The sequence below is a fragment of the Salegentibacter profundi genome (assembly GCF_054121475.1).
The window spans coordinates 12,637-25,399 of the sequence record NZ_JBSYGG010000016.1; the positions used below are offsets into that span (position 1 = coordinate 12,637).

The window sequence follows — 12,763 nt, forward strand, 5'->3', positions numbered from 1 at the left end:
TCTTGATCCCTTTTCTGCTACTAAGCCATGGATCATCTATATCCGAAGCTATTAGGGTAAAGGATAGTTTGTATGGAAAGAACCAACCAATTCTTTTTCGGCTAAATATTTCTTTTGTTGGGTAGGTTTCAACCGTAAATGAAAAAGGCGTTGAAATAGCCGTTGCATATTGCAACGGGTGGATTGAAATTTAACCCTTAATTTAAAATGTGCTATCTGATCGGTCTTTGTATGTGATATTTTGGTTTGTTTTTCACCTCAATACAAAAATCAAGCTTCTATAGCCCCTAATACATAGAGCTGTTCCAGGTTAGGACTTTCACTACCACCTGCTGGTTCCAGTGTGATACCAAACCCTTGAACATTTGCTTCTACACTTAGGTAGAAGATTTTTTCCTCATTTTCTTCAAAATTCTCTAAAAGTCCCATACTTGTTGGTCTTAAAGGATCAAATTGAAGAGACCATACCTGGTATACCATTCCTTGAGGAGGAGCAGGTAATTCTCTGGCATCAAGAATTACCCGATCATTCCCTTTGGAAAGATACCCCATAACAAAAGCATCAGGAGAAACCTTCTGTGGATTTAAAGGAACCCGGGTAATATCCCTAGCACGCAAATCTTCTAAGAGCTTATTAGTTTCCGCCAGATTCCCGCGCGACTCTATAATCTGCCTCTCCAAACTATCTTTTTCCTGTTCCAGTTCACTTAGCTTTGATTGGAGCTCCTGATTTTGAAAAAATAAAATCCCACTTATGACCAGCAAAGCAATGGCAGCTGCAGCTCCTAACCATCCGAATGCTTTTAGCTTAGTCTCCTTTTTCGGCTTCTTGGTAATTTTTGGTGTCAGATGTTTCACACTTCTGGGATAGTAATCAGCAGAAAGTTGTTTTAGGGCCTTTTCGATTTCCTCTACTTCAGTTTTTAACTCAGGATGTTGCTGTATCAGACGAGTCACCTCAATACTCTCTTGCTGCGGTAACAAACCGTAAACATACAACTCCAGAATTCCGGATTCTTTATACTCCTGAAGATTATCCATTTATTTGAGAGCGGATTTGATTGATACAATTTCTGTTTTTGGTTTTCAAAGTGCCCAAAGGCATATCCAGGGTCTTTGCGCTTTCCCGTTGAGTTAGTCCTTTGAAAAATAGCAACTCAATGATCTTTCGACATAAAGGTTCTAAAATTTCTATATATCTCTGAAGTCCTATACTATCAGTATCTACCTGTGCACTTGCTTCAAATATATGATGCACCTCATCAAGCGAAATTTTTTGTTGGTTATTTCTTGATGCTTTGGACCTTAATTCGTCTATAGCTCTGTTTCGGGCTATATTAAGTAACCACGTAAAAAAACGACCTTTATCGGGATCATAAGTTTTAGCATTACTCCAAACTTTTATGAAAACATCCTGGAGGATTTCCTGGGAAACATCTTTATCACGAGTAATGCTAAAGATGATCCCCATTAAACTTTGGGAATAAAGCTCATAAATTCTTTCAAATGCTTTTTCATCTCCGTCTTGAAGCCGAAGTATGAGCAGGTCTGGCTGCATAGATATAGTATATTAATTAAAATTAGGAAAATGCGGAGAATTAAAACAAGAAAAATCGCCAAAAATTTTTGGCGATTCTTTAATTAACCCACAAAAGATCCAAATTCAGGAAACGATAAAAAGAGAGGCTATTGCCCTGGCCGTGTCTCCATCCATAGGTTCATCAAAGGATTGAGATACTGCTATTGAATCAAATTCTGTCGCTTGTTCTAGATTTACTCCGCCCTGAACCAGGTTTTCCTCACCATTATAAACCGATTGTGTTGCCTCTGGCATTCCGGGACCTCTTTGATTAAGAGAGATCCAACCCAGAGCACTCTGATCACTATTAGCATTAAGCACATCCGCTCTTAATCTTCTGATTTCGGCGGCGTGTCGTGCTTCCACAGAATGAATTTGTAAAGCGGGGGTCAGAAAAGGTGTCCCCATTAAGTTTCCAGCCTGGCCCTTATAGGCTCTCACCCCGGTATCTTCAAAAGCCTGGGCCAACGCCAAAATTTGGGCATAAGCTATTTCTTGTCCCGATCCATTTTCATTGAACGGATCAAAAGCTCCTCCTGCGGTAAAGTCAAATTGCGGAGATTCTACTACATCATCCCCTAACCCATCACGTAAAAAATTCACATGAGCTGATTCGTGCTTAGAGATTTGTTCATAAACTGCCTCTGCCCTGTTACCTACTAAAACTCCTGATTCCAGGGCTTTAATATAAAATTCGGCTTCGAGATATTCCAGGGTCAAGGCCAGCTGCAATGCAGCTATGGCAGCATTCTGGTCCTGCATGGTCATCGCTCCAGCTTTCCCTGTGGCAAGCCCAAACGGAATAGATGCTAAGGCCGCTTTTTTTCCGAGATTTCCGAAAGTGGTGAACACTTCCCTTCTGGAGGAAGTCTTTTTTATTAAATTATCAGTGGTAAATTCCTCAATAAAATTTATTAGATTCATAACATGTTATTTTAAGAAGTTGGTAATTGATTTGCAGTGAATTTAGTTTTTACAAAACCAGTGTCTCCCACTGCAGAAAGAATTTCTGAAGGACTCTTGGCAAGATCAAGTCCATTGGCATCAATCACATCATCACCAGCAAATGATTTTAAATCCTCATCAAAAATGGACCGAATGGCTGAAGCATGTCTTGCTTCCACAGAAACTATTTTTCCCGCGATCACCAGGTAATCTGGAGTTTGCAACAATTGGCCTGCACCATTATAGGCAGCCACTCCGGTATCTTCCAAAGTTTTGGCTGTTTGCAACACCGAGGATCTATCACTAAAATCCACAGATGAGAAATCAAATTCAAGTTCAGGTAACACCTTTGAAGTATCTCCATTGACTGCCCCTATGATTGCCGCCTTAAAGAATTCACGATGGATAGTTTCATGTTTATGAAGATCTTCAAGGATAAGCCGCTCTTCTGCTTCGGCATTCATCCAATAGGATCCATCCAGTACATTTTTATAAAAAGCCGCTTCCAGTTGTTCCAGAGCATAGGCATAATTCAGAATGCCTAGATCCCCGCTTCCCAGGTCAAAGACTTCTGAGGGAGGCATCACTACATCATCATCATTGCTACATGACAACATTAAGCTGGTTCCCACTACCGCCAAACTTCCTATTTTCAGAAAGCTTCTACGGGAGTTAGTATTTTTCAACTTTTCATTCGGCCTTTTCTGTGCCGTTAAAATTTCTCTTTTCATACTATTAAGATTTCTTGGTTTAAAATACTTACGGGAAGAAATACCCAACGGTTTTCTGTAATTAGTTAAAATGTAGTTAAAAAAGAAGATGCTATTTGGAGCCCTACGATCTGATAAGGTTTAAAAATTAATTTTTTTTGCAGGGGGTAATGGATTAAATTTTAGGAATAAACATCAGCCGGTTCTTGCTAGCACTAGCTTTTATAAGTAATTCTTTTGAAGTAGGGAACCTTTTAAGAATTAGATGTCCCTTGTGAAGTTAACATGACTCCTAAAAACACCACGACAAGGCCAACAATATCCATTGCATAAATTTTATCGTCAAAGGCCAGCCATGCCATTACCATGGTCACTGGAGGACCGAGATAAAACAAACTAGCTACACGAGTTGCGTCAAGTCGCTCAATCAATTTCCACATTAAAATATATGCCCCCAGGGAAACAGCCAGAATCAACCAGATCATAGCAAAACTGAATTCTGGCTCCCATTGTAAAGCTAAGCTTTCTACAAAAATGGCTGGCCAAACTAAAACCAGCATGGTGGCAAGACTCTGATAAAAAAGGGTTTGATCCAGGGGCAATTTCTCCTTTTCATCCTTTATCTCCAACTTTCGCTGAATTAATGTCGCAATGGTAATACCGATGACCGAACCTAAAGGAAGGAGATAAGCATATATTGAACCAGGATCGCTAAAATCTATTCGAAAACCCACGCTTATCACCACACCTAAAAAGCCTAGTACCAATCCTAACCATTGGAATAAATTGGCATCTTCTTTCGTTATAAAACGAGAAAGAGCTCCCGTTACCAGAGGCTGCAAAGCTACAATGAGTGCCACAATTCCCGCAGGAACATTTTTTTCCAGAGCCAGTAATACACAGGTAAGCCATACGCCATGGGCCAGGAAGCCTATTAACATATTGAGTAATGTAGCCTTCCAACCGAACCATTTAAATCTTTTTACTGCTCCCTGATATAAAACCATCAAAATAGTCACTGCTAGATATCTCAAGAAAATTAAGGTATATGGCCCAGTATAGGGAAGTCCGTACTCCGCACCTATAAAACCGGAGTTCCATAATAAAACAAAACCTACAATTAATAAAATTGTACTTTTCTTCACAGTAAAGGCTTTTTAATTCTCCCGGTTTATTATTTAAAAAATCCCCATAGAACTAATATATATTCCTCACACCATCCATTTTTTTTTGTTCCCCTAAAATTTTCCTAAATTATTAGAAAGGGGAGAATCCTGATTCATCCCTTAGAGGCTTCAGAAAAAACTCCTTTGATCACCGTGGTTCACGGAGGTCTGGAAGCACATTATGACAATGGATGGCTTATCGCCTACAGCATGCCCGGATAGTTAGGGGCCGCCAAGGGTTACGCCTTATTTTACCCTAATTACAGGGGCAGTACTAGGCGAGGCATTGAATTCGCTAAATCAAGCTAGGGAATGCTGCCGGATAAGAATTTGATAATATTATCGACGGTATAGATTACCACATTGAGAATCATAATATCGACAGAGACAAGATTGGAGTAACCGGTGGATCATACGGAGGTTAAGCCACTGCCTGGATGTCCACCCGCCACACCGATAGTTTTGCAGCCGGAATGATGTTTGTAGGGATTAGCAATAATATTTCTAAATGGGGAACCAGCGATATACCCGAGGAAATTTATTTAGTAAACGGCCGCAAACGTATTTGGAACGACTACCAGTTCTACCTGGAACGCAGTCCGATTTTTAATGCTGCCCAGCCCCCCTGCTTATCCTCTAAGGAAAAGAAGATACCCGCGTTGATCCCGGGCAATCTTACGAATTGTACTGTCATCTTAAAACCAGGACCGATACTCCTGTTAGGCTGGTACATTACCCCGGAGAAGTCCACGGGAATAAGAAAGCTGCGGCCAGGTATGACGATACCCTAAGGATGATGCGGTGGTTTGATTCCTATCTCAAGGATAGGACCCTTGAAATTCCAGAAACCTGCCTGGAGCTTCAGGGGAAGTAAGGAATTCATTCATTAAGTTAAAAAGCCGGTCTACAAATGTTGACCGGCTTTTATAATTAGAATGGTTAATGATTTATTTAATTTTTGCCGCCACTGCCATTACCGCCACCGCCGGTATTGTTACCACCACCATTGCTATCGCTATTACCGGCACCGCCACTATTACCACCGCCGTTACCGCCACTGTTACCACCACTGCCACCGGTGGTTTTTCCTACAATTCTTATATCCATATAGGTTAGGTCATTGGAGTCATCTAAAACCCCTGCTCCCCCACTTTCACCTTCAGCATATATTGTAACCTCTTCTGCTACAATTATTTGGGTATCAGAATTAATAAAAGTATTTAAGCCTGTACCTGCATCAAAGCTATAAGTTATCCTGTAATCCCCGGTTCCTTCATTCATCGCTTTCATATCCCAGGTATAACCATAAATGATTTTTCCTTTGACGTTAACCTCAGCATTAAAATAACCCGGGCCATCGGCTGCTTCAGCCACGGCGAAGTTGAAGAAAGGCTCATTAATCAGAGGCTCTCCCCCACCTATATCTACCCATTGAGAATTTTGGGCATCCCATTCCAATTGGGTTAATAATCTTGGATCTTCCCGGTCAACATTTAGTTTTTGAATGGTCATCCTGGTTCTCTCAGAATAGACAGTAGCCTGTAATCCGAAAGTTGGATCTTCTTCTGGTGTAGGTGAGTAAATCGCATCATCCAGGTAATTTGTTTGCAATCCATGCACTTCATCGGTTCCCCAGCCCGAAACATGTCTCATTGGATATTGTAGAACGCCATTTTCAAAACCCTGATCAATAACATTTTCATACAACACCAGTTCAGTACGTACCTTAGAGTTGATTCTCCAGTCAATAGACTCCAGGTTATCTCCCCAATCAATAAAATCCACATATACGGGAAGACTTGCATCTCCATTATAGGCCTCCCAGAAGTTAAGCGGGTCTTTCTGTAACCAGGCTTTGAAGTAATCAGAACCAGGCACGGTTTTCTCGTCGTTACATAATAGATCACCAGAAGGACTAGGTTCACACCCGTAAATAGGATAAGTTGGGTCTATAGGATCCTCTCCCCATACGAACCACCATTCTCCTGAAAGAAAATAATCGGCTTCCCCAAGATTTGTAGGAGGAGTTCGAAGGATTTTTGTTATACCTTCTTCAGCCCAGATGACCGGGAAAGAGAGGTTATTTCCTGCAGATTCTACAGTTGGAGCTTTTACTTGGGCATTTGCTTCAAAAAGCTGTTCGTTCAGCTCATCAGTTTCACACCCGGTGAAGAAAACCATGAGCAGGGCAACCATTGCCGATTTTAAAATAGTGTCAATTAATTTCATCGTTTTAGTTTTTAAGGTTAATAAATTCTATATCATAATTTCCACACAACACATTGAAATTAAATAATTTAAATAGGTTTATTACTAGTACTTGCTATTGTGAAATCTGTTTTAAATCCCGGTTCTAATGACAAAAATCACTCCTTGAAAAACATAAATGGCACAGGCAGTTTTCACCTGTTCCAGAATTTCATTTTCACTAAAGTTTTAGCATCTAAAACAATCAAACCATCCCTTCTTACCTTGCTGCACAAAACCACCATAAACCCCTAATTACAAATAAATTATAACTTATGTTAAAGTTGTAAAAATGACATTTGTCATGGTTGTCGCAGGTATTTATTATTAATTTCCATCATATTAATCACCGGTTAAACTAAAAAACTTCATATGGCACCTGTCTTGTATCCCACCGAAAATATGGCCCTCGAGATCCCGGCTCCTTTAAGAGCCCGCGCAGATTATTTATACTATAAAAAAGGCCAGTTGATCTATCAGGAAGGAAGCACCCCCCTTGGGGCTTATTTTGTAGAGAACGGAAGTATAAAAGTCTCCAAACTGGGGAGTTCAGGTAAAGAACAGATTTTAAAGATCGTTACCAATGGGGAGTTACTTTGCCTCTCAGACCTGTTCTCCAAAAGTCGCTATGGGAATTCTGCCAAAACCTTGGAAGACTCCTCTTTGCTTTTTATTCCTAAACAGGATTTCTGGGAAGTTTTAAAAGAAGATGATCATATCTTCAGAAGCTTACTGCAACAACTTGCTCTCAATATCAGGAAGGGTCATGAAAAAACAGTAGATCTTGCCTATAAGCCGGTTCGCGGAAGGCTGGCGGAAGCGCTTCTTAACCTGGACAGTAAATTCAATATCACTGGCAGGGAACCTCATCAGGTAGCCCTTACCCGTTCAGATCTTGCGGGTTATGTAGGTACGGTTAAGGAAACTGTTAACCGGCTACTTTCTGAATTCCGGGCAGAAAAGCTTATCAGTACTCAGGGTACGAGAATTAAGATCAATGATCCTAACGGACTGGAAAGGATAAGCCGAATGTATGTGTAATTAAAATTTATAACATTACAGAACAGCTATCCAGAGATATGCTAAGAATTAGGTCTTAGCTTACCAGATAGCTCCAGGATAGAACCATCGAAATTCCTGAAACAGTATGAAAGCATTTGAGAAAAATGAAATTTTTTGATGAAAATTATCAGAACCGATCTGCCATTAATTTTAAGCCGGCTTTTGTTTTAGAAAAAGCACGGACTCATGGTTCACAAAAAGAAAAAAAATGTACTGTCTGATTAATTTCATTTAGTTTCCTCAAAATGAAAAATATCTTCTATGGGTAAATTGAAGAGTTTGGAAATCCTAAAAGCCGTAGGAAGACTGGGATCAAATTTTTCTTTTTCAATGGCATTAATGGTTTGACGGGAAACGCCAATAATATCAGCTAAGTCTTCCTGAGTATAACTATTTTCCGCCCGAAGCACTTTCAACTTGTTTTTCATGTATACCTTCTGGTGTTAATAGTGACTAAAACTAAATAAGTGACTCCTATAAATATCACCAGGTTGCTTATCTCGGCATCAAAACCAATTAGATTAGTAGTGTCGAGCAAAGAATAGGATAATCCAACTATAACTGCTAAACCCAGTGTTAAAGCCAGGGATTCCAAATGAATTTTGCGCTCCAGCTCATCAAAATTATTTAATAATCTTCTGTTTGCGAAAATCATTAAAATTCCATGAACAAAATTTACTGATACGGCTAGAACAGTTAGAACAGTGTGGTCATCCCATATGTATTTTGGTCCAAAGGCAGCGATGGCCATAGTTACCACCCAACTCCACGTCCATATGGCAAGAGTGTATAAATTTTTTTTACGTTCCTTCTTCATTGTAATGTCGTTTATAGTTTACATTATGTAATTTTTACTTTACAAATATAATAAAAAAAATTAATTGTAAAGTTTATTTTACATAAAGATTTAATACTGGCAAAAGCTATTTATATTTAGAAAAAGCTTTCCAATACAAGCCTAATAATAAAAACATGAAAACAACAACTAGTCTTATTATCACCTTCGACCTTTTGCAATTATTCAATGGTCTAAGCGGACTCCTGGGTGGTTTTATGCTAATAAAGGATCCTTCTGGTAACAGTCTGAATATGAAATTCGAATGGCTGGCAAACACACCATTCCCAAACTTTCTGATTCCGGGAATTATACTTTTCTTATTAATTGGAATTGGAAATGTCCTCGGTTTTTGGCTTAGCTTTAAAAAGAATAAAAACAGAGCTCAATTTGGAAGCATATTTGGCTTAATTTTAATGATCTGGATAATAGCCCAGGTAGCTTTTATAGGATATAAGGATTTCTTACAACCACTCTATTTTTCTTCTGGTTTGCTCCAGGCGATTACCGGGTTGGCCATGGTAAGAGCAGCTAAGGAAAAATAAATAAGTCTGAACCGGTAAGACATAAATGGCCAAGTTCAATCCTATTATTTCTGAGCAACGAGATGGTAATAAAGATTAACTAACTTTAATTAAAATGAGTGATTTTTTAAAAAAGCTAATCTTTCCGGTAACCCCCTTAGTGGTAATTGCTGCCCTGGGCATCCTATATACCATTTATATTTTATTTATTGTTTTTAACAGTGAGGCCGAAGCAGCGCTTATCGGGGCGGTAATAGGTGCAATCACTCTCATTATTCTTGTTTTTTATATTATTGACAGGATACTGATAAGTATCATTCCATATAAAGTAATTGCAATAGGAGAATTAGTCCTGGGCATTTTAATCGCCGTTTCTATAACACGGAATGAAAGTACTATTGATATTCAAATAACTACAGACAAAAATTACATTGTAATACTCTTTGATTCCGATGAAAATGCTTTAACCGACTATAAAACAAACGGAATCTATGGGAAGAAAATAAGTGTCACTAACCACATCATTCATTTGGACAGCAATTTGTATAATAATGAGTCCTTAAGAATAAATACCCCCGAATGGTCCGGTTTCATACAGGAAGAAGGTACTATCAGATTAAATAATAAAACGGTAAAATACATTTTGCGTACTCACGGTACCAAAAATCCTCATGGTTTTTACATAGATAGCCTAATACAAGAGATCGAAAAAGAATAACATTAAGAAGACAAGGCTAGATATTTCCATATCCTAAATAAAAAGATTAAGTACATTTATTGGAGCTTCAATAATCCTATAGACCAAATACAATAATATAATTCATGGAAATAAGATCTCTTGAAAATACAGGATTCGAAATCATTTCCAGAGCCTTCTCACAGGCATTTGACGGTTATGAAGTACAATGGAATAGAGCACAACTCCAGGCAATGTTAAAAAGACGCGGCTTCGTTCCCGAATTATCTTTTGCTGTCTTTGATCATAAGGATGAAATTGTAGCCTTTACTTTTAATGCAATAGGGTATCACAATGGAATACCCACTGCCTACGACACCGGCACAGGAACTTTAAAAGACTTTAGAGGAAGAGGTTTGGCAACAGAAATTTTCGAGACTTCTCTGCCGCTTTTGAGAAAAAACAAGATTGAACAATACCTGCTGGAAGTTTTGCAGCACAACCCTAAAGCCATTTCTGTTTATAAAAAACTTGGCTTTGAAACCTCCAGAGAGCTTAATTATTTCATGCAAAAAAATGAAAAAATTGACAGCAGGATAAACAATTCAGACTACATGGTTTCAAAACTGAATATGCTGGATTTTGAAACGATCCCGAGCTTTTGGGATTTTAATCCTTCCTGGCAGAACGACTTCCAGGCTATTCAAAGGGCATCAGGAGAATTTATATACCTAGGAGTGTTTAACGACAAAAAACTTATGGGCTATTGCATCTTTGAACCCAATTCTGGAGATGTCACCCAAATAGCAGTTGAAAAACACCATAGAAGAAAGGGGATAGCAACATTATTGCTTCATGAAGCAAAAAAATACAATAAGAAGGAACTGCTTAAAATTATGAATACAGATGCGCACTGTACTTCAATCACTGAATTTTTGAAAGCAAAAAATGTAGCGTTAAAAGGAAAACAATTTGAAATGATCAAAAAATTATAGTTGTTGATAACCAAACTTAAGATTGAAAAAAATAAAGTATAATAGCGAAAACGATTATCAAGTCGATTTAGGGTATGCTAATTACATGTTTAACCCAATAATTGGTTTAGATGTCAATAGTGTTAGAAATTTGAACAACGGCGGTTCCTTTCAAATTATGGCTATTGTAGAAAATGTATAAAAAGCCTTACTTTTGGCAAACTCTTGGAGAATTATAAGCCGATTAAAATTTATTTAAAAGTAATTACCAAAAGATGAAACCACTACACCTGTTTTGTTTCTGCATATTATTATTTTATTTCAACCGTACCAACTCACAGGAAAAGATGCCAAAGCCACTAAATATTTTTCAAATTCAAGGAACCACTGTTTATGGTCAATCAATAGACAAGCAAACCCGTTGTGTACACTGGAATTCGGCTTTAGATGTTATTGCTATAAAGTTTAAATGCTGCGAGAAATACTACCCATGCTTTTCCTGTCATGAAGAAGATGCAGAACACGAACATCAGGTATGGCCTAAAACAGCCTTTTCTGAAAAAGCCATTTTATGTGGTGTATGCGGCCACGAGCTTAGTATAGATCAATACCTGGAATCCGGCAATACCTGTCCAAATTGTTCAGCAGGCTTTAACCCGGGATGCAGCAATCATTATCATTTGTATTTTGAAACCAGTGATGGCTTACAGGAAAAGGGTAGTTGAGGTACTACAGGTTTATTTTTTTGCACTTCGCTGCATGAGTTTTTTGATTGCACTTTGATTTCATCGAATCTTTTATTTTTTGATTCCATACATCCCTCTCCAATCGGTATTTATCAATTTAATTGTCCTTATCCTGATTACCAAAAAGTTAATGGGTAAGGGAAAAATTTGTTTAAAAACTGATAAAAAAATGATCTTGATCAAATTGGTCATTATCTCATCCTGTAGAAAATTTTAGAAAAATCAGCGAAATAAATTCGACATCTTGTAGCTAAATACATGCAATAACAGCTTTTTTGGTAAGAAAAGAAGACAGAAAAAGCGTATCTTTTTTTACAACTTTCTGGTAATTAAAAATGAGATCAACCTTGATTATATTCTTTTCTATCCTTATAATTCTCTATCTGCTTATCTGCATCTTAGGCTATTTTTTCCAGGAGAAAATGATCTTTTTACCACAGAAACTTCCGAAGAATTACAGGTTCAGCCATTTTGAAAAATTTGAAGAACGCACTGTTACCATGGAAGATGGAAAAAAACTACACGCCCTGTTATTTCGAACAAAAAATCCCAAAGGCCTGGTTTTCTACCTCCACGGCAATGCAGGTTCATTGGAGGGATGGGGCAGAGTGGCGCAAACCTTTACTAAGTTTAATTATGATGTTTTCATCCCCGATTACAGGGGTTACGGCAAAAGCGAAGGCTTTATTGAGAGTGAAGCTCAGCTGCATAAAGACGTGCAAAGACTGTATGATGAACTAAAAAAGGAATATCCCGAAAACAATGTTATTGTCCTTGGGCATTCCATAGGTTCGGGAATGGCTGCGAGATTGGCTGCAAAGAACCATCCCAAATTATTGATCCTGCAGGCTCCACCTTACTCGCTACCCGATCTCGCGAAAAATACGACTCCACTTCAGGTGTTTCCCTCATTCCTATTTAGGTATAAATTAGAGATCGGAAAATATGTGTCAGAAACAAATATGCCGGTGGTAGTTTTACATGGAGATGAAGATAGGATCGTTTATTACGGCTCTTCCCTTAAAATTCAGCAGCATTTTAAATCGACAGACAGCCTGATCACTCTAAAAGGTCTTGGTCATAATAACTTTCTGGATACACCGGTCTATAGAATGGAAATAGGAAAGATTCTGGAGCGGTATTAAATCCTAAACGATAAGTAGTTCTTCTTTTTAAGGCATTTTCAACTTAACGGATAAAAAAGCCAATGAAGATTAGATTTATTCTTTTCCTTTTCCATCAAAAGAACCATAGACCTCAATACTATACCTTTAATTGATGATTAGTTTTAAATTATCT

16 protein-coding genes are annotated in these 12,763 nt (G+C 38.2%); 8 read left to right on the top strand and 8 right to left on the bottom strand.

Annotated features, from left to right (window positions below; translation table 11 throughout):
• Nucleotides 1-270: 270 nt before the first annotated feature.
• The 5 genes from ACW6NC_RS15045 to ACW6NC_RS15065 all read right to left on the bottom strand — a co-directional run bounded on the left by ACW6NC_RS15045 (nucleotide 271) and on the right by ACW6NC_RS15065 (nucleotide 4,379).
• Complete coding sequence (locus ACW6NC_RS15045) at nucleotides 271-1,041, bottom strand: anti-sigma factor domain-containing protein (protein WP_457867266.1); 771 nt, start codon at nucleotides 1,039-1,041, stop codon at nucleotides 271-273.
• Nucleotides 1,034-1,558: an RNA polymerase sigma factor gene (locus ACW6NC_RS15050; RefSeq protein WP_457867268.1), complete on the bottom strand. Its 525-nt coding sequence runs from the start codon at nucleotides 1,556-1,558 to the stop codon at nucleotides 1,034-1,036. The genes ACW6NC_RS15045 and ACW6NC_RS15050 overlap by 8 nt, the downstream gene beginning before the upstream one ends.
• Nucleotides 1,559-1,663: 105 nt before the next feature.
• A complete protein-coding gene (locus ACW6NC_RS15055; protein WP_457867269.1) occupies nucleotides 1,664-2,503 on the bottom strand; it encodes a ferritin-like domain-containing protein in 840 nt (279 codons plus the stop codon).
• 11 nt (nucleotides 2,504-2,514) lie between these two features.
• Complete coding sequence (locus tag ACW6NC_RS15060; RefSeq protein WP_457867270.1) at nucleotides 2,515-3,255, bottom strand: ferritin-like domain-containing protein; 741 nt, start codon at nucleotides 3,253-3,255, stop codon at nucleotides 2,515-2,517.
• A 233-nt stretch (nucleotides 3,256-3,488) separates the two neighbouring features.
• Nucleotides 3,489-4,379: a DMT family transporter gene (locus ACW6NC_RS15065; protein ID WP_457867271.1), complete on the bottom strand. Its 891-nt coding sequence runs from the start codon at nucleotides 4,377-4,379 to the stop codon at nucleotides 3,489-3,491.
• 359 nt (nucleotides 4,380-4,738) lie between these two features.
• On the opposite strand from ACW6NC_RS15065, the gene ACW6NC_RS15070 reads away from it, so the two are divergent.
• The gene (locus ACW6NC_RS15070; protein WP_457867345.1) at nucleotides 4,739-4,825 is read left to right on the top strand and encodes a prolyl oligopeptidase family serine peptidase; all 87 of its coding nucleotides are present in this window, start codon (nucleotides 4,739-4,741) and stop codon (nucleotides 4,823-4,825) included.
• A 257-nt stretch (nucleotides 4,826-5,082) separates the two neighbouring features.
• Complete coding sequence (locus ACW6NC_RS15075) at nucleotides 5,083-5,274, top strand: hypothetical protein (RefSeq protein ID WP_457867273.1); 192 nt, start codon at nucleotides 5,083-5,085, stop codon at nucleotides 5,272-5,274.
• Between the two features lie 77 nt (nucleotides 5,275-5,351).
• Here the strand turns inward: ACW6NC_RS15075 and ACW6NC_RS15080 are convergent, their stop codons facing one another.
• Complete coding sequence (locus ACW6NC_RS15080) at nucleotides 5,352-6,629, bottom strand: hypothetical protein (RefSeq protein WP_457867274.1); 1,278 nt, start codon at nucleotides 6,627-6,629, stop codon at nucleotides 5,352-5,354.
• Nucleotides 6,630-7,019: 390 nt separating this feature from the next.
• Here ACW6NC_RS15080 and ACW6NC_RS15085 point away from each other — a divergent pair, with 390 nt between their 5' ends.
• Nucleotides 7,020-7,688 (top strand): Crp/Fnr family transcriptional regulator, encoded by a 669-nt coding sequence (locus ACW6NC_RS15085; protein ID WP_457867276.1) that lies wholly within the window; start codon nucleotides 7,020-7,022, stop codon nucleotides 7,686-7,688.
• A 248-nt stretch (nucleotides 7,689-7,936) separates the two neighbouring features.
• On the opposite strand, the gene ACW6NC_RS15090 is transcribed toward ACW6NC_RS15085, so the two are convergent.
• On the bottom strand, nucleotides 7,937-8,137 hold the full coding sequence (locus ACW6NC_RS15090) for a helix-turn-helix transcriptional regulator (protein ID WP_457867277.1): 201 nt from the start codon (nucleotides 8,135-8,137) through the stop codon (nucleotides 7,937-7,939).
• Complete coding sequence (locus tag ACW6NC_RS15095) at nucleotides 8,134-8,526, bottom strand: hypothetical protein (RefSeq protein ID WP_457867279.1); 393 nt, start codon at nucleotides 8,524-8,526, stop codon at nucleotides 8,134-8,136. The genes ACW6NC_RS15090 and ACW6NC_RS15095 overlap by 4 nt, the downstream gene beginning before the upstream one ends.
• Before the next feature lie 155 nt (nucleotides 8,527-8,681).
• Here ACW6NC_RS15095 and ACW6NC_RS15100 point away from each other — a divergent pair, with 155 nt between their 5' ends.
• The 5 genes from ACW6NC_RS15100 to ACW6NC_RS15120 all read left to right on the top strand — a co-directional run bounded on the left by ACW6NC_RS15100 (nucleotide 8,682) and on the right by ACW6NC_RS15120 (nucleotide 12,609).
• Nucleotides 8,682-9,089, top strand: a complete 408-nt coding sequence (locus ACW6NC_RS15100; protein WP_457867281.1) for a hypothetical protein — start codon at nucleotides 8,682-8,684, stop codon at nucleotides 9,087-9,089.
• A 94-nt stretch (nucleotides 9,090-9,183) separates the two neighbouring features.
• On the top strand, nucleotides 9,184-9,786 hold the full coding sequence (locus ACW6NC_RS15105; RefSeq protein WP_457867283.1) for a hypothetical protein: 603 nt from the start codon (nucleotides 9,184-9,186) through the stop codon (nucleotides 9,784-9,786).
• A 104-nt stretch (nucleotides 9,787-9,890) separates the two neighbouring features.
• Nucleotides 9,891-10,739 (top strand): GNAT family N-acetyltransferase, encoded by an 849-nt coding sequence (locus ACW6NC_RS15110; protein WP_457867284.1) that lies wholly within the window; start codon nucleotides 9,891-9,893, stop codon nucleotides 10,737-10,739.
• A gap of 254 nt (nucleotides 10,740-10,993) precedes the next feature.
• Nucleotides 10,994-11,443: a CHY zinc finger protein gene (locus ACW6NC_RS15115; protein WP_457867286.1), complete on the top strand. Its 450-nt coding sequence runs from the start codon at nucleotides 10,994-10,996 to the stop codon at nucleotides 11,441-11,443.
• A 356-nt stretch (nucleotides 11,444-11,799) separates the two neighbouring features.
• A complete protein-coding gene (locus ACW6NC_RS15120) occupies nucleotides 11,800-12,609 on the top strand; it encodes an alpha/beta hydrolase (protein ID WP_457867287.1) in 810 nt (269 codons plus the stop codon).
• Nucleotides 12,610-12,763: the final 154 nt, after the last annotated feature.

Bases quoted from the DNA above. Each gene is read 5' to 3' on its own strand.
- ACW6NC_RS15045 (WP_457867266.1), bottom strand. From the start codon at position 1,041: ATGGATAATCTTCAGGAGTATAAAGAATCCGGAATTCTGGAGTTGTAT.
- ACW6NC_RS15050 (WP_457867268.1), bottom strand. From the start codon at position 1,558: ATGCAGCCAGACCTGCTCATACTTCGGCTTCAAGACGGAGATGAAAAA.
- ACW6NC_RS15055 (WP_457867269.1), bottom strand. From the start codon at position 2,503: ATGAATCTAATAAATTTTATTGAGGAATTTACCACTGATAATTTAATA.
- ACW6NC_RS15060 (WP_457867270.1), bottom strand. From the start codon at position 3,255: ATGAAAAGAGAAATTTTAACGGCACAGAAAAGGCCGAATGAAAAGTTG.
- ACW6NC_RS15080 (WP_457867274.1), bottom strand. From the start codon at position 6,629: ATGAAATTAATTGACACTATTTTAAAATCGGCAATGGTTGCCCTGCTC.
- ACW6NC_RS15085 (WP_457867276.1), top strand. From the start codon at position 7,020: ATGGCACCTGTCTTGTATCCCACCGAAAATATGGCCCTCGAGATCCCG.
- ACW6NC_RS15090 (WP_457867277.1), bottom strand. From the start codon at position 8,137: ATGAAAAACAAGTTGAAAGTGCTTCGGGCGGAAAATAGTTATACTCAG.
- ACW6NC_RS15095 (WP_457867279.1), bottom strand. From the start codon at position 8,526: ATGAAGAAGGAACGTAAAAAAAATTTATACACTCTTGCCATATGGACG.
- ACW6NC_RS15100 (WP_457867281.1), top strand. From the start codon at position 8,682: ATGAAAACAACAACTAGTCTTATTATCACCTTCGACCTTTTGCAATTA.
- ACW6NC_RS15105 (WP_457867283.1), top strand. From the start codon at position 9,184: ATGAGTGATTTTTTAAAAAAGCTAATCTTTCCGGTAACCCCCTTAGTG.
- ACW6NC_RS15110 (WP_457867284.1), top strand. From the start codon at position 9,891: ATGGAAATAAGATCTCTTGAAAATACAGGATTCGAAATCATTTCCAGA.
- ACW6NC_RS15115 (WP_457867286.1), top strand. From the start codon at position 10,994: ATGAAACCACTACACCTGTTTTGTTTCTGCATATTATTATTTTATTTC.
- ACW6NC_RS15120 (WP_457867287.1), top strand. From the start codon at position 11,800: ATGAGATCAACCTTGATTATATTCTTTTCTATCCTTATAATTCTCTAT.